Below are 20,846 nucleotides of genomic sequence, written 5' to 3'. Positions count from 1 at the left end.
TTGGATATAAGCCGCCGTTTAGATTTATCCGAATGAGTAGTTGGAGAAATGCGCAAAGTCCTCTAGCCAGTTATGCGATGCCAAACCAATGGTTCAACGAACTGGGGTTGGTAAATCTTGAGCAAGTAGGAACAGGGTATGTGTTTAGCAATTATGCTGAATGGAAGTATGCATGAGCCGTATACGAGGTCCGTACGTACGGTTCTGTGAGAGGGATGAGGCGGTAACGCCTCACCCTACTCGATTATGCCTGGTACCAACCTAGGTAAAAATATGATCAAATTAGGCATCGTTGGAACAGCGAATGAGTGTCGAACACAAACACGCATCAACCCTTCCATGGGGCTCCGCTGAGCCATCCATGGCTCAGCGGGTTTGCTTATCGACACCCATTCACTGACCTGAAACTTTTCCAGAATGGTATGAAATATACGATGTTCTAAAAGATAAACAGCAAGTTGATGGAAAAAATACTGTCTGCCTTGCTTAAACCTTCTGGCACTTTGTCGTGATATTGACGTGATTGGCTAAGCTTTAATGCGATGTCTTCAGTGATATTATTGGTAACGCTGATGTCACTATCCCACATGGTGTTACTTTCACCAGTGATATGAGTGAGATCGATACCGAACTGTAAGTTATCAAGCACTTGCCAGTTAGCGCGAACGTTGGTACGGAAAATCGGTTCCTGAACCACATCAGGAAACACGATATCATCATCGTCTATTTCGTCTAAGTTCGGCTCTTGATAGCGATAACCCGGTCCCAACTCCACTTCCAGTAGCAGTGTTTTGCTGTTTGCCACCTGATAACCCAGACCTCCTGACACAGTAAAGTCTTTAAAATAAGCTGTGTACTGTGAATCCATACCTTTGAAGCTGCTATAGAGGTAAGTATCGGCTCCGAGCTTATAGTCACTTTGTAAAGAATAGGTCGATTGGCGTTTGGTCTCTTTGCCATTTTTTTCCAGGCGATAGAACTTCCAGTCACCGGTAGTACGGTAACGCCCTGATGTGTATTCTGATTTTAGGCGCGAATTCAGTGCTTCAGAAGTGGTGTTACCTGAGTGAGCTTGATAGCCAAACTCAACTTGGGTATCCCACGGTGAAGGCACTTCAATGTCCTTATCTTTGCTCGTATCTTCCTTGGCAAAAGCTGCATTGAACGCTAGCAAGCTAATACTGAGAAGCCACAATTTGGACACAAAGTACCTCGGTGAATCATTGATGGTCGCAAATAATAATTGCAGCCAATGGATCTTGAGTCAGATTACGGTTAATTCTGCATTAATAACCAAGCAATGTAGAGGAAAGCTCGCCAGTTTAAGAAAAATCCTCTGCTAGAAGATGAAAATGACACTAAATCTCAGGGGCTATAAAGCTGATAGGCATTTTGTCTTCATCATGCAGTTATCCCCGCTCTCGCATATTGAAGGGACTTGGGTATAATAAACGGCAATTTAGCTCGTAAGGCCCGATTGGGTCCCAGAATTATTGAGTAACATAATGGCAGAACCCCGTACAGAAAAGCGATATCGTAAAACTGCAGATGCACAAGTTGATGCTATCAAAGTACCACCGCATTCGTTAGAAGCTGAACAGTCAGTGATTGGCGGTTTGCTTTTGGATAATGAGCGTTGGGATACCGTTTCTGAACGAGTGGTGAGCTCTGACTTTTACAGCCGCCCGCACCGCAATATCTTCGATGCAGTAAAATCCATTCTTGAAGCGAGCAAACCGCTCGATTTGATTACTCTATCTGAGTATTTGGAGCAGCGTGAACAGCTTGAAGATGTCGGTGGTTTTGCCTACCTTGCTGATTTAGCTAAAAACACGCCAAGTGCGGCAAACATTAATGCTTATGCGGAAATTGTCGCTGAACGTGCTTTGGTTCGTAGCCTGATCGGTGTTGCCAATGAAATTGCCGATGCGGGTTATGACCCGCAGGGGCGCAGTTCAGAAGACTTGTTGGATTTAGCTGAGAGTAAAGTTTTCGCCATTGCTGAAGCGCGAACCAATGAGAATGAAGGCCCTCAGAACGTCGATAACATTCTTGAGAAAACTCTAGAACGAATCGAGCTGCTGTATAAAAGTCCTCAAGATGGTGTGACGGGTGTGAACACCGGTTTTACTGACCTGAATAAGAAAACGGCAGGTCTTCAGGGTTCAGATTTGGTTATTGTCGCCGCTCGTCCATCGATGGGTAAAACCACCTTCGCGATGAACTTATGTGAAAACGCCGCGATGGAGCAAGAAAAACCTGTGCTGATCTTCTCGCTAGAGATGCCAGCCGAACAGATCATGATGCGTATGCTCGCGTCTTTATCCCGGGTTGACCAAACCAAGATCCGTACCGGTCAATTGGATGATGAGGATTGGGCGCGTATTTCTTCTACCATGGGAATTTTGATGGAGAAGAAGAATATGTACATTGATGACAGTTCAGGTTTGACGCCGACGGAGGTTCGTTCTCGTGCCAGACGCATTGCCCGTGAGCGTGGTGGTCTGTCGCTTATCATGGTCGACTACTTGCAGTTAATGCGTGTTCCGTCGCTATCTGATAACCGTACTCTGGAAATCGCTGAGATCTCCCGCTCGCTAAAAGCATTAGCCAAAGAGTTAAATGTGCCTGTGGTTGCGCTTTCTCAGCTTAACCGCTCGCTTGAACAACGTGCTGATAAACGCCCGGTGAACTCGGACTTGCGTGAATCAGGCTCTATCGAGCAGGATGCCGACTTAATCATGTTTATCTATCGTGATGAGGTTTATCACCCAGACAGTGCTTTGAAGGGCACAGCTGAAATCATTATCGGTAAGCAGCGTAACGGTCCTATCGGCTCTGTTCGTCTGACCTTCCAGGGGCAGTTCTCTCGTTTTGATAACTATGCGGGACCGGCATTCGATTTCGACAATGAATAACATGTGGTTATGCTTTACTGACCTAACTCAAAGAGAATGGGCAACGGTTAAGCGATAATTGCCTGCTAAAATTTAATACCATTTTTTGCTACTCTTATTGGTAGCATTTTTACTTTTATTTTTTATTAATCGGGGATCCAACAATCAACCTGCGCTTCATCGATGAAGAGCAGCCAAGATTGTTTGAACAATACCTACTGTATATCGGGATAGATACCATGTTGAAAAACATCAATCCAACGCAAACTCAAGCTTGGAAAGCTCTGACTGCGCATTTTGAGTCAGTGCAGGGAATGAACCTTAAATCTCTGTTCGCAGAAGATAGTGAGCGTTTCGCTAAGTACTCAGCAAAATTTGGCAGCGACATTCTTGTCGACTATTCAAAGAACCTTGTAAACCAAGAAACAATGAAGCATTTGTTTGCCTTGGCTGAAGAAACCGATGTGAAAGGTGCGATTCAAGCGATGTTCAGTGGTGAAGCTATTAACCAAACTGAAGGTCGTGCCGTGCTTCACACCGCACTGCGTAACCGCAGCAACAAACCCGTATTGGCTTACGGTCAAGATGTGATGCCAGAAGTGAATGCTGTGCTTGAAAAGATGAAAGCATTCTCTGAGCGTGTTATTGGTGGCGAGTGGAAAGGCTACACAGGTAAAGCGATTACGGATGTGGTCAACATCGGTATCGGTGGTTCAGACCTTGGTCCATACATGGTGACTGAAGCGTTAACGCCATACAAAAACCATCTGACGATGCACTTTGTTTCTAACGTTGATGGTACTCATATCGCGGAAACGTTGAAAAAAGTGGACCCTGAAACCACGTTATTCCTCGTGGCGTCAAAAACATTCACTACTCAAGAAACCATGACCAACGCACACTCTGCGCGTAGTTGGTTCTTAAAAGCGGCTGGCGATGAAGCGCATGTAGCGAAGCACTTTGCCGCTCTGTCTACTAACGCTGGCGCTGTATCTGAGTTTGGTATTGATACTGACAATATGTTCGGTTTCTGGGACTGGGTGGGCGGTCGTTACTCACTATGGTCTGCTATCGGTCTGTCTATTATTCTTTCCATCGGTTACGAAAACTTCGTTGAGCTTCTAACGGGTGCTCACGAAATGGATAACCACTTCGTAGCCACACCGTTTGAAAGCAACATTCCAGTGATCTTGGCGTTGATTGGTATTTGGTACAACAACTTCCACGGCGCGGAATCAGAAGCGATTCTGCCATACGACCAATACATGCACCGATTTGCTGCCTACTTCCAACAAGGCAACATGGAATCAAACGGTAAGTACACAGATCGTGACGGTAACGCTGTCAGCTACCAAACTGGGCCAATTATTTGGGGTGAACCAGGTACTAACGGTCAACACGCTTTCTATCAGTTGATCCACCAAGGTACTAAGATGATCCCATGTGATTTCATTGCTCCGGCTGTGACTCACAACCCAACCAGCGATCATCACCAAAAACTGATGTCGAACTTCTTTGCTCAAACTGAAGCGTTAGCGTTTGGTAAGTCTGCTGCAACAGTGAAAGCTGAGCTTGAAAAAGCGGGTATGAACGCAGAACAAGTGGCGAAACTCGTTCCTTTCAAAGTGTTTGCAGGTAACCGCCCAACCAACTCTATTCTGGTGAAGCAAATTACGCCTCGCTCTCTAGGTAATTTGATTGCTATGTACGAACATAAAATCTTCGTTCAAGGCATCATTTGGAACATCTTCACTTTTGACCAATGGGGTGTTGAGCTAGGTAAACAACTAGCAAACCAAATCTTACCTGAATTGGCCGATGATTCAGCAGTAGACTCACACGATAGCTCAACTAACGGTTTGATTAACGCATTTAAAGCGTTACGTGGTTGATATCGACAAGAGCCTATGTGGGTAAACGAGGCTCTGGAATGCAAAAAGGCTGATGTTAATACATCAGCCTTTTTATGTTTATCGTATATACTCTTCCTACTTGAAGCTGCAGCGGTGTTGTCTACGTTCGTTCACCCCAATCACATAGTTTATCTATGCTCATGGGGATTCACTCACTTGCCGCCTACCTGCAACTTCAAGTAGTTTGAGTATAAGTGTCAAGAGTGGGTTACTCAAAACAGATCTCAATGAAAGCATTACCCCATTGAGAAGAGAAAGGCATGATAATGATCGAGCCTTCGCATTTGTGACGAATGGTGTGACCTTTACCTGAAACAACAACGGGTGTCGCCATATCAAAATCAAACCCACTTTCAGCCAGAATACGCTTCGCACCGCCAGTGACCATGTTGGTAATTTCACCGACCATATCCGTCACTTCTTCGTTTAAACCGTTTGGTTTTTCACCTAGCATGTTTTGCATAATTTCCAGAGCTAGGCTCTCATCAAAAGTAATCGACATTGAGCCACGCGTTTGATTACCGACCATGCCAATTAACCCTGAGACATCGCCACGGGCAATCTCATCTTTCTTTAGACGAGGCTTTTGAGGCTTCAATTCTAAAGAAGCCATTGTTTTTAACACGTTCATTAAAGACGCGAGAAACGGGTTTACAAATTCAGCGCGCATAACCTTCTTCTATCTGAATCAAAAATTATTTCGAGGAGCAAGATTTACATACACCGTGTGATTCAATCACGTGGTTAGTAATAGTAAAACCATGTTGCTCAGCATTCTTCGCCAGTTGGGCTATCAAATTATCATTTTGTAGCTCGACGACATTACCACACTGGTCACAAATTAATAACTGCGAAAAGTGCTTATGTGCATTACAAGAGCAGCAAGAAATAAAACTGTTTGTCGATTCCACTCTATGGATAAAGCCTTGCTCCATTAAGAAGTCTAACGCTCGATAGACCGTAGGTGGTTTCGCCTGTGGTTCACTTTTTTTTAAGTCATCCAACAGCTCATAGGCGCTGGATGCTTTTGCATTTGCACAAATAAGCTCAAATACTCGCTTACGCTGAGAGGTCAGTCTAACCCCTCGTGTTGCACAAATTTCTTCTACTTGCTCTGTTAGCTTAGTGTCCAATTGTATCACCATAATCTTTGGACTTAAGTAATGATATACCATTTATTCATTGATAAAGCGCATTGTTAAAACAATAAGCGGTTATGAATGGGTATATCGCCAAAAAAGGGTTAGCGCTAACTTACCTTATATCGTGATAAAACGATACTCTATAACATCTGTTCGGAGATATCGTTGGCATAGTTTACTTGTGAAACTGGTTATGTGATCTACTTCGATATTCTTCCTTTTTCTTAAATCTTCTTTTATCTGCTTTTACTTTCATTTAGTTAATTAAAATCAATGACTTAATTTAGATTTCGAGATTCAACTTCCAAGTTTTAACCTGTTTTTTATCATTCCATTTCTTTTGCATTCATCTATGATAAGTACCAAATGAGTACCAAATTTATTTTTGGTACTTAAATCAAATAGAAATGTAAGGACAAAAATGGCGATAACAGATGCTTGGTTAAGGGCTCGGCATGGAAAACCTTATGATGGTGATCCAGAGTTTATGCACCGTGATGGCGTTGGGGTTAGGATTAGCCCAAAAGGTAAAATTTCATGGATTTACCGCTGTTACTATCAGAAAAAGCAAATTCGCATGAAGATAGGCAGTTACCCAAATATGAAAATGAGTGACGCCATGAGAGAGCGAGACAAGCGTTTTGCCATTCTTCAAGCAGGGAAAGATCCTCGATTAGTTCACCATATTGAAAAACCTTCACTTCCTCAAACGGTGAATGAACTTATTGAGTATTGGATTGAAAACCACGCTCAACATAGCATTAAGCGCTGGCCGATGTTTAAAACCATGTTTGAGAATGACATTACTCCACATATTGGGGACTTCAGCATTCATGAACTTGAATTAAGCGATTGCATGCCTGTTTTTCGTAAAGCCAGAGAACGTGTTGGCCCCAAGCATTCAGCTAACTTGATGTCTCGATTTAAACAGGTTTTATCATTTGGTGTACGCGAAGGCATTATCAAATATAACGTCTTATCAGAACTTAAAAAGAAAGATGTTGGAGAGCCAACCGCAATCAAACGGACTAAGCAAGATAAGACTGCTTCGCCTGTTTTGTTCCAAGCCATCTCAAACTTAAAAATCCATGAGAGCAACAAAAACTTTCTGCGGCTCATGGTCATTTTCGCTAATCGAAGTAATGAGCTCAGGTTAGCTAAAAAAGTCGATTTTGATTTGAATAAACGCGTTTGGACGGTACCGGAAGAAAACAACAAGATCAGGAAAAAGGGCGGCGGTGATATTGTTCGAGCTATACCAGATTTAGCTGCCGAGGTTATTAATAACCAGCTGCATATATGGCCTGATTCAGAATACCTGTTCCCACCCGTTAACAAAGAACAAACGAGGCCAATGGCAGCAAATGTCCCTGTTGGTTTTGGTGCTAGGCTTGCAGATGAAATGGAAAGGCTAGGCTACCCACGAACCACCAACCATGATATGCGTAGAACCGCACGTAATATATGGGAGTCGCTTGGTATTCCTCACAATGTCGCAGAGGTGATGTTAGGGCATAAGGTTCATACAGGCGTTCAGAGCCATTATTTAGATTACAACTACTTGGACGAACAGCGCGAAGCGTATGAAAAGTGGTGCGTAATTTTAAAGGGCTAGAATAACAAAAGGGGCATCACGCCCCTTACTTACAGCATACCTTTGGAAACAAGCCAATCGATAACAGCTTTTCTAGCTCTTCGGCCTCGAATGACGGGTTCTGGAAAGTTGTCTTTCTTGGTTTTGCGCCATAGGGTTGGTTGGCTAATTTCCAGTGCTTCCATGATTTCTTTGTCGGTGATGTATAGGGAATCTGATTCAGTTAAAATACTCATTGCACTCATAATATTTCTCCTTAAATCCGCCAGTGGTCAGTTGGCGGAGTTTCGTTAAGCCGCGACTTGCTCGGCTTCGATGTTAATGTTTAGGTTTGCCTCAACTAATGCTTTAGCAACCAATGGCGGAACCGCATTGCCGCATCGAGCTACTTGTTTTTGTTTTGATAGCCTCCTGCCGGAACTATCGTGGGCGATCACGTAGTCTTCTGGAAAGCTTTGTGCTGCGAATAGCTCGTGAGGCTCTAGCATCCGCATGCCGATATCGACAATTTGATATTGCTCGCCTTTGATTGTGACTAATCCAAAACGATCTTTAGTGGTTACTGTTCCAAGCGGGCGATCTAGTTCATGGCCTGTGCTGGTGCCGTAGTATTGAATTAAGAACGCTCGAACTTCGCCAATATGAAATCCGCCGGCTGAAATGGTGTGAACAGGCTCATCGGTTCTATGCCCGATATTGTCACCTCTTAGCTTAACCATGTGGCTAGTTACTAATGCGAAGTTAAGTCCTTTCGTTGCAGAAGTTAACGTTCGTAACGGTTCATTTCCTGCAAATACCCTCTGATTTGATGAGTTTGCATATTCTGTAATGAATGGCATTACACATTTCTCAGGCACAATAAATGGATCATCATGATTGAATATAAATTTATCCAAACCTTTAACAATGCGATTTATAGTTGCTTCTACCAATGGCTTTTTACGTCCAAAAATAGACTTAACCGGAATGGTCCAATCAATGATGTCTGCTGCGGTTTTGTAAGGTAGTAATCCTGTGCCTTGTTCGCCATGTGTTGGCACTGGCCATTGAATTTCCTCACCATCATTTCTGGCAATCAAAAAGAAACGTTTACGGATGGTTGGCGCTCCATAATCACACGCCTTAATTACATTCCATTCGATGTTGTAGCCTAAACCCTTCTCAAGCTGCTCATAAGGAAAGTTATCACCTAAAGCAGTTTTGATTTCTTCCCAAGCCGGGTGGGCTGGATCTAATCCTGTTGATAGCGCCTTTATGAACGCTTCAAATGTTTCCCCTTTACGGTCAGGACATGGCTTAAACTTACCAGGTGACACTTCAACAACTGGCCCCCACGTTAAAAACTCTTCAACATTCTCCAGCATTAGCATGCGAGGCTTTACTAGCGCAGACCAACGAACGGCAACCCAAGCAAGACCGCGGATATTTTTATCGACAGGACGATTACCTTTGGCTTTTGAGAAGTGTTTACAATCTGGTGAGAACCAAGCCAATCCAACAGGACGACCTTCGCATGCTTCAATAGGGTCAACATCCCACACTGATTCACAATAGTGTTTTGTGTCTGGATGATTTAGCCGATGCATATCGATAGCATCGGGATCGTGATTGATTGCGATATCGACTGAGCGACCAAGCGCCATTTCAATGCCAGTGGAAGCGCCGCCACCTCCGGCAAAGTTGTCTACAATAATTTCATTTTTATTAATCATTTTAATCTCATTGCACGTAATTAAATAAAGATTGATGTTCCCGCCAGTGGTCAGCTGGCGGTGGTGTTGTTACGCAGAAAGATTTTTTCTAACGGTTCTTCGTATTTCACGGATATTGAAAAGAGCTGAAGCATTGTTGGTTTCATTTAGGTCGAGCAGGAAGCGTTCGAATGCTGTGAAATAGATTGCTTTTGCTTCATCTTCGGTCGCTTCTTTTCCTATATCATCCATTAGCGCATTTGCATGAGAACCTTCACGTTCCGTTAGTACGGTGAATAATCTTTCCGTGATTTCATGAATATCTGATTCGCTCCATTCATTGTTTGTGTACGTATGAATCAATGCATTTTTCATATCTTCTTGTGAGTGTATCGAGTGAAGGTCCAATTCGAAATCAGGGTTTAATGTGGGGTTGTAAGCCTGTTCTATCTCAGTTTCATTTGTTCTCTTATGCATATCGATCTCGATTAGAGGGAAAAAATGATTTTCAAGAATGCTCAGTTCTGACGGAGCAGTAAAACCTATCGCTTGTAATAAACGAATTGCGCAAAGCTTTATTGCTGTTTTATCGGCTTTCATTCTGCCTGTTTCTGGTTCAATGCATCGGCGCATAAAATCTGGTGATGACTTTGAATAATCAAGCTTTGATAAGCCAGAAAAGTCGACATTCTCGATACTCTCTTGAGCAGAAATAATGCTTCCAGCTAAGCCCATAGCGTTAATCATGACACTGTGGGTTGCGATCGTTGTTTTTCTAATCTCTTGTGTTGTTTTATTCCCAAAAAATAAGCCTCCCCAAGACATAGATTCACTAACTCTTGTCCAAAACAGACGCGCTAGATCTTTGTTGGGTTCGCTTATCTCTTTAGTGTTACCGCTCAAAAGCAAAGCGGTCGCATCTTTAATGGTTTTCAATGGGAATAAATACTCACTCTTGGCACTAATGGTGTTTCTTTCGAAATCAACTAACTCCTTGAAGCAAGGTAATGTGGTCGCAAGCTCAATTGCAAATTGAGGCAGTGGATCACGGGAGTTATAAGCGTCGCTTAGGCTTTGTGCTGGCTTTGATACATTTTGGTTAATATCAGTAAATGCCAGTTTTCGTTCTGCCAATGTCATTTCAGTGAATAGCATCACCGGTACAGATTGAGAACGAAGATTCGGGTTGGTTTCCAAAGCGTAAGCAATACCAGTAGCTCGATGTTGCCCATCAAATAACTTGAGTTCGCAGTCCATTGAAATATTTAAAACGCCAATGCAATCATGAGAGCCTTTCTCAAATGTTGGTGCTGCAACTCCCTCTGGTGTTTCTACCACACCAGTTACTGTTGGAATGATAAAGCTGTCTGGGTTTTCTGTGACGTATCTTGCTACTTTTTTTGCACGAGTCAGGTTTACTTCGCGCTGTGAACGGTCAAGAACGTGACCAGAATCTACGCGCAGTAGCTTTACAAGAACACCCATCGGGATTGATAAATTGTAAAAACAACGACCTGCTTGTACACCAATAGCAGCAGGGAGGTTGTAAAAATAGCCTTCGGTACTCATTGCACATTTTCCTTATTGGTTTGTATTAACCCGCCAGTGGTCAGCTGGCGGTTTGGTTTGAATTAATTTCAGGCATAAGGCAAAGAGATTGCCTAGCATGAATCATTTGTGTCGCATCACGCCAACAGTCGCTTAAACTGTCATGTGCAACAAAGCCTTTCGGTTCAATGTCTTCGATATAGCCTTTTGTGCCGTCGGTTAGTGCATCGATGTAGGTGCGAACGTCACGGAATTGGTTATATTTGATTGGCATCTTTACGCCAAAATCTTTACATAAGCTTGCAAGCTTTGGTGGATCGAAGTCGGTACCACGGCAATAAACCTGAGTGCCTTCTATAAATTTAAAGAACCTTTCTAATGATACAGAAACCGGATCTTGTTCGTCATAAAATGCTGCGTTCTTAGCTTCTTCACTTTGCTTTTGCCACCAAGCAATCGTGCCTTTTTCGATGGTTCGGCCTTTGAGTATTTGCTCTGAAATGCTCAAATTAATGTGGAGCTCGCACTCATGGCTCAGCTCTAACTTGCTTGCGTGGCGGTCAAACTTCACTGCTGAAAGAGTGAGAATGATTGAGCCGTTATCAATACCGCAGGTTTCAGTGTCAAATACGGTTGTGTTGTAGTTAGTCATCTAATTCTTTCTCCTTACGCTTTTCAGTAATCCGAATAACTTCCCACACTCCACACATCTTGCTCGCATAGAACCACTGCGGGTTTGTTTGAGTTTTCCATTACAAAATGAACATGGTGTTTCTTTTACTCGCTGCGCCATTCGCTCGTTAATGGCCTGAGAGTTATTGGATCGTTTTTTCTTTGGGATGATGCCGAGAGCTTGCGCAATCTTTCTATACTCTTGGCTTATCCATTTTCCACCTGGCTCTAAGTGCAAGCCATCGCCCATCATGTCGCCTAGCTTCACCAGTTGGCGATGAAGGAATGCTTTGTCTTCATCCATACCTCACCTCATATCCAAAATTGGATTGGTTCTGTGTTTGCGGTTGAAATAGCGGCGCAGGGCGTAGCTGCGCACGATGGAAATAATGGTGAACCACAAACCGATTAATAAGTTGTCGCTGAATGGAACGTCTAGGCCAAAGAGTGGGAAGATCACTAGTTGGCTGAGTAGGGCGACTAAGTAGCCGATCACCACGTTCATCATGCTTTCAAATAGGCTTTGCTTTTTGGTCTGCATACTTTTCTCCCTTGGCGAAGTGGTAACACACGAGAAATACGCAACAAGCGATGGCGTAACTGATAATGCTCATTCTGTTATCTCCAGTTTTAAATTAGTGATGCTCTCGCGGTTGGTGGTGTGAAAGCAGTTTGAATCGCCTTTAAATAAGCCGCCTTTTTTTAACTTTGCGCATCCGGCTGGCAGCTGCTCGCCACAGTGTTGGCATGTGCCTAGTTTCTTACGCTTGGCTTCTACTTCAGAGTAAAAGCGGTGGATCATAAGTTGCACGGTTTGGCTGTTGTCGAGGTTTTGGTTTGGCCAACCGTAGAACTCGGTGATTTGGTTCAGTTTGTCGAGTTCTTGCTCTGACACACCAATGCGTAAAATCGTATTGTTTTCACGGTAACGCGCTGCGCGTTCTGCTGGAGTTAGTGCCATGTTAGCCTCTCTTTTTTTTGCTGTTGGTGGTAGCTTTCTTGAGAGGGGCAAGCATGGATTTTGCTCTGGATAAGCAAGCATCGAACACTTTGCCTTGGTGAAACTTGGCTGTTGAGCGGTAAAAGCGCAGAGCCTCCGTTGTAGCGCGTTTTACCTCTAGGGGGGGGTAACCATCGGCTAATAGTTGTTTGCTAATGTTTTGGCAGATAAAAGCCTCATGAGCGTTACGAGTATCAATCATCATTGCACATGTCCTTAAAATTGAATGTTTTGGTTGAACATTCACACTCAGGGTAACGTATTGCACGGTGGTCAGCCGTGGGGTACACTGAATGTGAGATGTAAAATTCTCATTGCACATAGTTAGCCCCTGTTGGTTTGGTCACCGGCGGGGGCTTTCTTGTTTATGGAAAAGATGGGGTGTCTAGTTTTGCCCACCCAAGCAGCTTATTAGAATCCCCTCGAAATGTGAGGGGGGTGTAATAGTTGTCAAACTCATAATGTTCTTGATTGACAACCCACCCGACAGAATCAATAGGTTCTCCATCTGTATTAATTAAACAATCATCACTAACTAGCTCGCCATTTTCATCTAACTCCAACGGTCTGTTTTGGTAGATAGCGATAAATACCTGAATTCCACTTTTATTCTTCACTGCTAGCCAAAACTGCTCTTCAGTTCCTTTCGGTATGTTTGGAGTTGTTTCGGGTGAATGCCATACGGTGTTTGTCATAATTTGTCCTTATTGAGTGAAAAAATCTCATTGCACATAGTTCTTGTTAAAAAGAGTTTGGTAAAAAGGGTTTGGTAAAAAGTTTGCGCTTAGTGGTCAGTTAAGCGGGGGCTGATCTGTTGCCAGGTGCTATTGGCTTGTTGTACCAATTGCGCCATTTCGTCTGTTATTTGCACTTCTAAGTTTTCATTCAGAGATTGCATTGCCTGAGAAAACGATTTGAATTGCGCATGCACTGGATCGGTTGCTGGCAAGTGACTCACTGCGCTTTGCAGCTCATCGAAGTTGTTGGTGAACGTTGCAAGGCTAGTCGTTACACCTGTGAGTTCGTTTAGGGTTAGTGTGTTCATTTGTTTATCCTTTCTGTTTTGTAACTATTGGTTATAGTATTGGTTTGTGTTTTATTTTGTCAATAACTATTGGTTATTTATTTCTGTTTTTTTAGTTTTGTCTGAAAAATGTTCAATAAGATGAGGTATAAAAAGGAACTTAACTAGTTGATAGGAAGGGAGTCACAATGAATGTTGAGGATGCAATTCTTAATGCAATTGATAGAAAACAAAAACTAACCGTTGTTTATCACGGTGGGCGTCAACCTGGCTCTTCCAGAGAAATTGGCCCAATCAGTTACAATGACGACACAGGGAAGGTGAGGGCAAAGTGCTACACCACTGGAACGGTTAAATCTTTCTTAATTCATAAAATGGCAATCTCAGAACATGAAAGTGTGCCAGAGCGAGAGCCAGATCCAGAAATTCTTCATTTTGATGATATTGAATCAGCACATTCTTATTTGCACGACACATTAAAATCATTTGGTTGGGTTGTCGCATTTAATGAATCAGAACAATTAATTAGTCTCCATCACTCATTTAAAAATGGAAAAATAAAGAAGACTCTCGTTGTTTCTATTGGTTATGAAGAATGGACCTGGGACATGATTATGGATGAAAACGGAAACTTTACTCGTGGCGATAAACACAAAAAGCAACGTCCTTGGACGGTTAGAGCGAAAGGGCAAACAACATCAACGTTTAGTGATATGAGCAAGGCTGTAGATAAGTTTGTTCATTTTGCTGAAAAACTAGCGTAGGTGTTGATATGAATGAATTAACAGTATTAAGAAATATTGGAAAAGCTAGAAAAGAGAATAACCACAACACTTTTAAGCGAGTAAAAACGCTAATTATTCCTCCTGAAGCTACAGATCGGCTAGATGCAGAACACTGGCATTTTGTTGTTAAAAGAGGTTTTAGAGATGCGTTTGATATATTGAAAACAACAAAAATTCAAAATGGAAAGATAGTTGAATCATGGACGCAAGGGCCAATTATTCGCTTTAAAGAAGGTGATATACTGCATTCTAAATGTGGTCAATTTTGCGTTCAGGTAAAGTTTTATAATGATATGGGGTGGGATCTAGCTCTTAATGATCTAGACGAGGGTACCATTGTTTATAAAATTTATAGCAAGGAAGCTGATGAGAAGTTTGTTTATGTTGAAGAAAAAACAACAACACAGTATGGTTTTCTAAACGTTATTATCAATGGGTTATAAAGTGAAAAATAAAATAGTTAGCTTGCTTTCAGTTGGTTTGTTGGTGCTGGGTATTTCTGGCTGCAACAGCGAACCTAAAGCCGTAGACCAAGCAAAAGACAAGTTATGGTGGGAGTTTCAAGACAATATAACGAAAGCAACGTGTAAACCGAGTGAGGTTGAAAGTGTTTGGCTTATTGATTGTAAAACCAATGAAAGTAATCATGCCTTGTTCTGGGTTCAAATTCATTCCGATACGGAATACACCATTTGGGCAGCGAACGGAAAAGCCATGCAATATAAGGATAAGTTCACTAAAACACCTGTGAGTGAGTTTTATTTGAATGGAACTTATCCTAATGTTGAGAAGGCTTTGAAGTCTTACTCCGGATCGTAACTACCGATCACCACACCATCGATTTCGATATTATCTTCGATAATTGGCGGGAACTGAGGGTTTAGTGCTTTTAGGTACCATTCCCCATATTCATTTTCTGCCAGTTCTTTGAATGTGTAACCTTTCTGAGTTCTGGCTATCACACGTTTACCAGGTACTGGTGTCTTTTTCTTATCAACAAAGATGATCATACCTTCAGGGTAGCTTCTACCATAGGGTGCAGTCATTGAGTCGCCTATAACACGTAATGCATAAGTTTGTTCAGATGCATTTGGTGAGGGGCACATAATCATTTCACAATCTTGAGGCAGCACTTGAGTATCCGATGGACAGAAGTTGCCTGCTTGCACCCAAGAAATAAGCGGAACAAGTCTCGCTTTCACGAAATGTGCATTTTCTAGATTTGAATTCGCACGTTCTTCATTCACTTGGTGCTGCTCTGTTTGCTGCCCGCCTAACAACTCTTCAATTGTCGAGCCTACAATATTTGCAATATCGTCCAAACGCTTAGTATCAGGTATTGCATCACCAACTAACCATTTACGGATTGCGACAAGCGAAATGTCAAAAGGTAATCTTTTACGTAACCAACCTGCGCGACCACGAACAGGGATCCCTTTCTTATCACAAGCAGCATTGAGCCTTTTAGAAAATTCCAAAGCTTTATTTTCGTTGTAATTCATATTGAGATCTCAATTCTTTAACCAATGGCTATTTTATTCTGTTTGACATGTAACTATCAGTTAGTGTTTAATTATCTAACCAATAGTTAGTAATGAGGTTAAGGATGAAAGTTAATATCGTTACAAAAATCATTGATGAATATTTTGATGGTTCGGTCCCTCGGGCTTCTGAGTACTTTGGGGTTTCATATCAATCTGTTTTGAAGTGGATTAAACAAGGTGAATTTCCTGCCAAATATGGCCGCATGCAACAAGCTCATGTTTTAACAGGCATTGATCACAAATTGCTTACGCCATCAGCATTTACATTACCCGATAACCACAAGTTACAGCATGTAGCTGCTTAGCTTGTGAATAGTCATTTTCTGTACAAACAACCAGTAAGGACATAACACATGAAAAGTTTAAAGGCCGTTACGCGTCACGCAATGGAAAGTTGGCGTTGTGAACTCTCGAAAGATGCGATCACCAGTCGCGTGGCTCGTATGTATCACAAGCTTGATTTGCAGCATGAAGAAGATGCGCAACCCAAGCAGCTGTTAAAACCGGTTGGCGCCGATGACAAAAACAACTGGCAAAACTTCTTTCGTGCTATTGAACGCACCAGTGATGAAGCCAAATCCACCATTATGGATTTGTATCCCGCCATTTTAACTGCCATGCCAGCACAACGAGCGTGCGACATGCTCAACCAGTTTTTAAATCAGTTTGGTTTTTCTGTCACCGTGATTGGTGCGAACGATGCCAACGCTAACCGTGATCAACTTCTGCTTAAACACAACAAAGAAACTTCGGAAGCGTTTCAAGCGGTGATCGCATTGGGTGAGAACGCGAGCATTGACCAACTGCGTGAAGCATACCGAGAAGTACAAGAGGGCAAAGATTCTCATACGCCTCTTTTGGAGTATTTAGAAGCGTTAATGAATAAGAAAGCGGCTTAATTTGTCTGCTTAATTTGGCTTTACCGTGCGGTGTCTGACCAACACAAAGCGCACAAGAAACAACATGAGGACTATGTGCAATGCGACTTTATAGAGTTATTAAAAATGGAATCGATCACTGGATGGTGTTCGACGGAACGGAAGAGAAGGAAATCTCTCACGAAGAATTTACGCGCCTGTGGGTTGAGAATGGAGGGCGTGTGTGATGGCAAATATGATCTTTTTAGATGCGCTAAATTACCAAGCTGACACGCCACTTGAAAAATGCATTGTGTTGTATTGGGCCAAAGGTTGTAACAGTAAGGGGCTGATTGCCGAGCAAAAGCCCATTTTTTCTATCGAGACTATTGCTGCTTGGTGTGGTGCAGAGTTTGATGATGTGTTTGATTCAGTGAAAGCATTGCATGAAAAGGCTGTTTTAATTGATATATCTGGAACCTCAGGAACGAGTGATCCAGCCCCTATATGGAAACTGAATTTCAAGGGGGCACTATGAAACCAGTACTGGATGTTTGCTGCGGAAGCAAGATGTTTTGGTTTGATAAAGAAAACCCGTTAACAATCTTTTCTGATATTCGAGAGGTGGATACAAAACTCTGTGACGGACGTTCTTTTATTGTTAAGCCAGATTTTTTAAATGATTTTCGAGACCTTCATTATCGTGATGGTCAATTCAAAATGGTGGTATTTGATCCGCCCCACCTTGAAGTAGCTGGCGATAAGAGCTGGCAAGCAATGAAATATGGCAAGTTAACCCCTAAATGGCGTGATGACTTACGCCGAGGTTTTGCTGAATGTTTTCGAGTATTAGAGCCAAATGGTGTGCTTATTTTTAAATGGAATGAAGTCCAAATTAAAGTTGCTGAGCTGTTGGAGCTATCTCCTTACAAACCGATGTTTGGGCATATCTCAGGTAAGAGAGCGAATACACATTGGATCACTTTCATGAAATCAGAAGTCATGGAGGTGTCCGCATGAGCCTTATCCATATCGCTAAAGCATTAAAGACCAAAGTAGGTAACACCACCACTAAGTTTGTATTGGTTAAGTTAGCCGATAATGCGAACGATGACGGGGTGTGTTGGCCTTCGTATAACCATATTGCTGATCAGTGTGAAATTAGCCGCCGAAGCGCAATGCGTCATGTGAAAATTCTGGTTGAACTAGGGTTGGTTGCGGTGACATATCGCAGTGGTGAAAAGGGAAATTCAAGCAATGTTTTTCGCTTAAAACTTGATTCTGTCACTAGTGACAAATTGTCACCACCTAGTAATGAGGTGGTGACAGAGGATCACCAGCCTAGTTACACACAGTCACCACCCCCTAGTGACACAGTGTCACCCAGAACCAGTCACTCTTTTGAACCGGTCAGTGAACCTAAAAAAACTATAAAAAAATCTCGCTTAGAGAATTCTGAATTACCAGAACAGCTCAACACGGTCGCTTGGGCTCAGTGGTTAGATTATCGCTCCAAGCTCAAGAAGCCCTTCAAAACACCTCGTGGTGAGCGCCGCGCTATGAACGAGTTAATCAAACTTAGCCAAGGCGACCAAACCATGCAGCAGCGGATTGTCGATCAGTCGATTGATCATGAATGGCTTGGTTTGTTTGAGTTGAAAGCCAACCGTGGAGGTTATCAGTCTAAGCCAATGGCAAACCAAATCGGCGCGGCTGGTGCGGATTATTCTCGCCCGGAGGGGTTTTGATATGAATGTATTTGAACGATTACAACGTTGCGTGCCGGCACATGTGCAACCCAAGTTTACTACGGTGGCAGAGCTGCGAGCATTTCATGAACAAGAGGCTGCCAAGTTCAGCCGTGAAGCGTACGAACATTGCCAAACCACTAAGGTGAAACAAGTGATTGGTCGTTGTGGCATTAAGAAAAAACATTTGAATTGCTCGTTTGATAATTACTACACCGACCGAGCGGAACAGCGCCAAGCTTATCAAATAGCCCGTGGTTTGTTTGATGGCTACTTAAACCAAGCTTCACGCAGTTTTGTGTTTAGCGGCCGCCCTGGTACGGGAAAAAATCACCTTGCTTGTGCGATTGGTAACGGTTTGCTGGCGCGTAAAAAATCGGTGGTGGTGATCACGGTATCGGATTTGATGATGCAATTACGTAACTCGTACCAACCAAACCCAGAAGTGACCGAAACGCAGATCATCAAGCACCTAAGCCAAGTTGATTTATTGATTTTGGATGAAGTCGGCCTGCAACGTCGAAACAATAACGAAGCGATCATGCTCAACCAAATCATTGATAACCGTTACATTGCCGATAAGCCAACGGGTGTACTTACCAATTTAGCCAATAACGAATTGGTGGAATGCTTGGGCGAACGTGCCGTAGAGCGTTTGATGGAGAACGGCGGCCAATGGGTTGCGTTTACGTGGGATAGTTACCGAAAAGCAGGGAGGAAAGTAGCATGAAAAAATACAGTGTCATTTATGCCGATCCTCCGTGGGCGTTTAATTCCAAGAAAAGCGGCGGAAACATGAATTCTGGCGCAGCCTCTCACTACGATTGCATGAGCATAGCGGATTTAAAAGCCATGCCAATTAACGAGCTTGCAGCAGACGATTGTTTATTGGTGATGTGGTGGGTAGGTGCTATGCCACAAGAAGCGATCGATTTAGTTCAGGCGTGGGGCTTTACGCTTAAAAATATGAATGGCTTTGTTTGGGAAAAGCTCACAGTGCAAAACAATCCATTTTTTGGAATGGGGTATTACACTCGCGCGGGATCTGAGTCCGCCATTATTGCCACGAAAGGGAAGTTTAAACCTGCAAGCCGTAGCGTTCGTGCAGTTCGTCGCGCACCTGTTGGGCGCCATAGTGAAAAGCCGAATGAATTCCGTGAAGACATTGTGCAGTTAGCCGGTGATGTTCCAAGACTTGAATTGTTTGCTCGTACTGCAACACCCGGTTGGGATGTGTTCGGTAATGAAGTGAATGAATCGATTGTTATTGATGCTGCAGAACATGAGCAGCAAGAAAGCATGGAGGCAAGCGCATGAAACCAGAAACGTTACTGGCTAAGTTCAATTTAAAAGGCATCAACTATGAAGCCATGCAAACCGCAGGTGGTAAAGGTTTGTTTGGTTTGGATGAACAGCTGGCGATGGTGGGGATCTCATGGAAGCATTCACCAGTGGGTTTTCTGGTGTTGTTTGTTGAATGCCTCAATGATCAGTACAGTGCCAAGTTACTTTATAAAGCCACACTGGGTGAAGCTGGGCGCTTAATGCAAGACTGGCGCGGCACTTACCCAGAAAAAGCATTACAAGCGTTATGCGTCACGGCAATCATGGAAGCCTGCAATGCACAGGGGCGTATTTGCCCAGAATGCAACGGCAGCGGAAGAGTGAAAGATAAACACCGTAACATGCGTAAATGTATGTGTTGCACGGATGGCCGTATTGAATGGGATTGTGAGACGCGCTTTTCAGTTTTTTGCCAAACACACCCGATCACCTATTCTCGATTTAAAGCCTATCACCCAATTTTGCCTGAGATGGTGAAATGGTTATTGGGGCAAAGAACTGCAGCAATGTTGGCGATGATGGAACGGGTAGCGGTGGAGGAGAGGGAGGCCGCGGCTTGATAACATAAGGCCGTCACAATGACGGCCTTATTCTATTCAATACTTTGACCACAGTGCTTACAAATTATGGCCTTTTTCTTAATTTCTTCATCGCAGTATGGGCAATGTTTATAATCATCATTAAACTCATCTTGATAAATCTCGGTGGCCCCAACACTGTCCATTTTTTTCATGAAGCTATTTTCTTCTATGGGCGGAACGATGACTTCTGTTTTACTTCCATCTTTATAGGTTAGTTCTATTAATGGATACTGCTTTTTATGGAAGATGTACACAACAATAAGAGCAGGGATAAAGATTACTAGCCAACAAATCCAATATATTGGGTGGACTCCTTTTTGAGCTTCTCCGATGTGCTCCCATGAAACTACGTCGTTTAAATTTTTAATGCGCACACTATTTCCTTTTCTATTTATCTTATTGAATAAATTGAACTATAAGTTATTTCATAATAGGAATAGAAACTTTAACGGTGATGGCAGTCACATTTTATCTATATTTAGTGGGTGAACATTGACACTCACCCC

Annotated in this window: 29 protein-coding genes and 1 pseudogene; 15 read left to right on the top strand and 15 right to left on the bottom strand. The window is 42.9% G+C overall.

Annotated elements, in window-relative coordinates:
• Window positions 1-176 (top strand): annotated as a pseudogene (locus tag ACK5MF_RS15500) (group II intron reverse transcriptase/maturase); the annotation flags it as partial.
• 263 nt (window positions 177-439) lie between these two features.
• Here the strand turns inward: ACK5MF_RS15500 and ACK5MF_RS15495 are convergent.
• The gene (locus tag ACK5MF_RS15495; RefSeq protein WP_416923482.1) at window positions 440-1,204 is read right to left on the bottom strand and encodes a DUF481 domain-containing protein; all 765 of its coding nucleotides are present in this window, start codon (window positions 1,202-1,204) and stop codon (window positions 440-442) included.
• A 301-nt stretch (window positions 1,205-1,505) separates the two neighbouring features.
• Here ACK5MF_RS15495 and ACK5MF_RS15490 point away from each other — a divergent pair, with 301 nt between their 5' ends.
• Together ACK5MF_RS15490 and pgi are read left to right on the top strand one after the other, a co-directional pair.
• The gene (locus ACK5MF_RS15490; RefSeq protein ID WP_416923481.1) at window positions 1,506-2,918 is read left to right on the top strand and encodes a replicative DNA helicase; all 1,413 of its coding nucleotides are present in this window, start codon (window positions 1,506-1,508) and stop codon (window positions 2,916-2,918) included.
• Window positions 2,919-3,136: 218 nt separating this feature from the next.
• Window positions 3,137-4,789, top strand: coding sequence for a glucose-6-phosphate isomerase (gene pgi, locus ACK5MF_RS15485; protein WP_416923483.1), 1,653 nt, complete (start codon window positions 3,137-3,139; stop codon window positions 4,787-4,789).
• A 229-nt stretch (window positions 4,790-5,018) separates the two neighbouring features.
• Here pgi and ACK5MF_RS15480 read toward each other — a convergent pair whose 3' ends face one another.
• Window positions 5,019-5,480: a chemotaxis protein CheX gene (locus tag ACK5MF_RS15480; protein WP_416923480.1), complete on the bottom strand. Its 462-nt coding sequence runs from the start codon at window positions 5,478-5,480 to the stop codon at window positions 5,019-5,021.
• A 25-nt stretch (window positions 5,481-5,505) separates the two neighbouring features.
• The gene (zur, locus tag ACK5MF_RS15475; protein ID WP_416923479.1) at window positions 5,506-5,955 is read right to left on the bottom strand and encodes a zinc uptake transcriptional repressor Zur; all 450 of its coding nucleotides are present in this window, start codon (window positions 5,953-5,955) and stop codon (window positions 5,506-5,508) included.
• Window positions 5,956-6,373: 418 nt separating this feature from the next.
• On the opposite strand from zur, the gene ACK5MF_RS15470 reads away from it, so the two are divergent.
• Window positions 6,374-7,567 carry a tyrosine-type recombinase/integrase gene (locus ACK5MF_RS15470; RefSeq protein WP_416923478.1) on the top strand — a complete coding sequence of 398 codons (1,194 nt, stop codon included), beginning with the start codon at window positions 6,374-6,376 and terminating at the stop codon, window positions 7,565-7,567.
• A gap of 29 nt (window positions 7,568-7,596) precedes the next feature.
• Here ACK5MF_RS15470 and ACK5MF_RS15465 read toward each other — a convergent pair whose 3' ends face one another.
• The 10 genes from ACK5MF_RS15465 to ACK5MF_RS15420 all read right to left on the bottom strand — a co-directional run bounded on the left by ACK5MF_RS15465 (window position 7,597) and on the right by ACK5MF_RS15420 (window position 13,502).
• Complete coding sequence (locus ACK5MF_RS15465; RefSeq protein ID WP_416923477.1) at window positions 7,597-7,791, bottom strand: helix-turn-helix transcriptional regulator; 195 nt, start codon at window positions 7,789-7,791, stop codon at window positions 7,597-7,599.
• 45 nt (window positions 7,792-7,836) lie between these two features.
• Window positions 7,837-9,258, bottom strand: coding sequence for a DNA cytosine methyltransferase (locus tag ACK5MF_RS15460; RefSeq protein WP_416923476.1), 1,422 nt, complete (start codon window positions 9,256-9,258; stop codon window positions 7,837-7,839).
• Window positions 9,259-9,327: 69 nt separating this feature from the next.
• Window positions 9,328-10,806, bottom strand: a complete 1,479-nt coding sequence (locus ACK5MF_RS15455) for a DNA sulfur modification protein DndB (RefSeq protein WP_416923475.1) — start codon at window positions 10,804-10,806, stop codon at window positions 9,328-9,330.
• A gap of 40 nt (window positions 10,807-10,846) precedes the next feature.
• Window positions 10,847-11,437: a 3'-5' exoribonuclease domain-containing protein gene (locus ACK5MF_RS15450; RefSeq protein WP_416923474.1), complete on the bottom strand. Its 591-nt coding sequence runs from the start codon at window positions 11,435-11,437 to the stop codon at window positions 10,847-10,849.
• Complete coding sequence (locus tag ACK5MF_RS15445) at window positions 11,438-11,761, bottom strand: hypothetical protein (RefSeq protein WP_416923473.1); 324 nt, start codon at window positions 11,759-11,761, stop codon at window positions 11,438-11,440.
• Window positions 11,762-11,764: 3 nt separating this feature from the next.
• Window positions 11,765-11,998: a hypothetical protein gene (locus tag ACK5MF_RS15440; protein WP_416923472.1), complete on the bottom strand. Its 234-nt coding sequence runs from the start codon at window positions 11,996-11,998 to the stop codon at window positions 11,765-11,767.
• A 69-nt stretch (window positions 11,999-12,067) separates the two neighbouring features.
• Window positions 12,068-12,418: a hypothetical protein gene (locus ACK5MF_RS15435; protein WP_416923471.1), complete on the bottom strand. Its 351-nt coding sequence runs from the start codon at window positions 12,416-12,418 to the stop codon at window positions 12,068-12,070.
• A gap of 1 nt (window position 12,419) precedes the next feature.
• On the bottom strand, window positions 12,420-12,662 hold the full coding sequence (locus ACK5MF_RS15430; protein ID WP_416923470.1) for a hypothetical protein: 243 nt from the start codon (window positions 12,660-12,662) through the stop codon (window positions 12,420-12,422).
• A 160-nt stretch (window positions 12,663-12,822) separates the two neighbouring features.
• Complete coding sequence (locus ACK5MF_RS15425; protein WP_416923469.1) at window positions 12,823-13,152, bottom strand: hypothetical protein; 330 nt, start codon at window positions 13,150-13,152, stop codon at window positions 12,823-12,825.
• An 89-nt stretch (window positions 13,153-13,241) separates the two neighbouring features.
• Entirely contained in the window at window positions 13,242-13,502 is a 261-nt protein-coding gene (locus ACK5MF_RS15420) for a hypothetical protein (RefSeq protein ID WP_416923468.1), read from the bottom strand.
• A gap of 167 nt (window positions 13,503-13,669) precedes the next feature.
• Here ACK5MF_RS15420 and ACK5MF_RS15415 point away from each other — a divergent pair, with 167 nt between their 5' ends.
• The 3 genes from ACK5MF_RS15415 to ACK5MF_RS15405 are packed head-to-tail and all read left to right on the top strand — an operon-like array spanning window position 13,670 to window position 15,085.
• A complete protein-coding gene (locus tag ACK5MF_RS15415) occupies window positions 13,670-14,245 on the top strand; it encodes a hypothetical protein (protein ID WP_416923467.1) in 576 nt (191 codons plus the stop codon).
• An 8-nt stretch (window positions 14,246-14,253) separates the two neighbouring features.
• On the top strand, window positions 14,254-14,709 hold the full coding sequence (locus ACK5MF_RS15410; protein ID WP_416923466.1) for a hypothetical protein: 456 nt from the start codon (window positions 14,254-14,256) through the stop codon (window positions 14,707-14,709).
• Window position 14,710: 1 nt separating this feature from the next.
• A complete protein-coding gene (locus ACK5MF_RS15405) occupies window positions 14,711-15,085 on the top strand; it encodes a hypothetical protein (protein WP_416923465.1) in 375 nt (124 codons plus the stop codon).
• Here the strand turns inward: ACK5MF_RS15405 and ACK5MF_RS15400 are convergent.
• Complete coding sequence (locus tag ACK5MF_RS15400; protein ID WP_416923464.1) at window positions 15,070-15,768, bottom strand: LexA family protein; 699 nt, start codon at window positions 15,766-15,768, stop codon at window positions 15,070-15,072. The two genes, ACK5MF_RS15405 and ACK5MF_RS15400, sit on opposite strands and share 16 nt — an antisense overlap.
• A gap of 104 nt (window positions 15,769-15,872) precedes the next feature.
• Between ACK5MF_RS15400 and ACK5MF_RS15395 the strand changes: the two genes are divergently transcribed.
• From ACK5MF_RS15395 to ACK5MF_RS15360, 8 genes are all read left to right on the top strand, one after another.
• Window positions 15,873-16,115 (top strand): helix-turn-helix domain-containing protein, encoded by a 243-nt coding sequence (locus ACK5MF_RS15395; protein ID WP_416923463.1) that lies wholly within the window; start codon window positions 15,873-15,875, stop codon window positions 16,113-16,115.
• A gap of 48 nt (window positions 16,116-16,163) precedes the next feature.
• On the top strand, window positions 16,164-16,709 hold the full coding sequence (locus ACK5MF_RS15390) for a toxin YdaT family protein (RefSeq protein ID WP_416923462.1): 546 nt from the start codon (window positions 16,164-16,166) through the stop codon (window positions 16,707-16,709).
• Window positions 16,710-16,914: 205 nt separating this feature from the next.
• A complete protein-coding gene (locus ACK5MF_RS15385) occupies window positions 16,915-17,205 on the top strand; it encodes a hypothetical protein (RefSeq protein ID WP_416923461.1) in 291 nt (96 codons plus the stop codon).
• Complete coding sequence (locus ACK5MF_RS15380) at window positions 17,175-17,687, top strand: hypothetical protein (protein ID WP_416923460.1); 513 nt, start codon at window positions 17,175-17,177, stop codon at window positions 17,685-17,687. Before ACK5MF_RS15385 ends, ACK5MF_RS15380 begins: the two co-directional genes overlap by 31 nt.
• Window positions 17,684-18,415: a helix-turn-helix domain-containing protein gene (locus ACK5MF_RS15375; RefSeq protein WP_416923459.1), complete on the top strand. Its 732-nt coding sequence runs from the start codon at window positions 17,684-17,686 to the stop codon at window positions 18,413-18,415. The genes ACK5MF_RS15380 and ACK5MF_RS15375 overlap by 4 nt, the downstream gene beginning before the upstream one ends.
• A gap of 1 nt (window position 18,416) precedes the next feature.
• The gene (locus tag ACK5MF_RS15370) at window positions 18,417-19,145 is read left to right on the top strand and encodes an ATP-binding protein (protein ID WP_416923458.1); all 729 of its coding nucleotides are present in this window, start codon (window positions 18,417-18,419) and stop codon (window positions 19,143-19,145) included.
• The gene (locus ACK5MF_RS15365; protein ID WP_416923457.1) at window positions 19,142-19,732 is read left to right on the top strand and encodes an MT-A70 family methyltransferase; all 591 of its coding nucleotides are present in this window, start codon (window positions 19,142-19,144) and stop codon (window positions 19,730-19,732) included. The genes ACK5MF_RS15370 and ACK5MF_RS15365 overlap by 4 nt, the downstream gene beginning before the upstream one ends.
• Window positions 19,729-20,319: a hypothetical protein gene (locus tag ACK5MF_RS15360; protein WP_416923456.1), complete on the top strand. Its 591-nt coding sequence runs from the start codon at window positions 19,729-19,731 to the stop codon at window positions 20,317-20,319. The genes ACK5MF_RS15365 and ACK5MF_RS15360 overlap by 4 nt, the downstream gene beginning before the upstream one ends.
• A gap of 32 nt (window positions 20,320-20,351) precedes the next feature.
• On the opposite strand, the gene ACK5MF_RS15355 is transcribed toward ACK5MF_RS15360, so the two are convergent.
• Entirely contained in the window at window positions 20,352-20,714 is a 363-nt protein-coding gene (locus tag ACK5MF_RS15355) for a hypothetical protein (protein WP_416923455.1), read from the bottom strand.
• Between the last annotated feature and the right edge of the window lie 132 nt (window positions 20,715-20,846).

The sequence above is a fragment of the Vibrio sp. genome, assembly GCF_047973365.1.
Lineage (GTDB): Bacteria > Pseudomonadota > Gammaproteobacteria > Enterobacterales > Vibrionaceae > Vibrio.
This window is presented reverse-complemented; position numbering and strand designations above follow the sequence as displayed.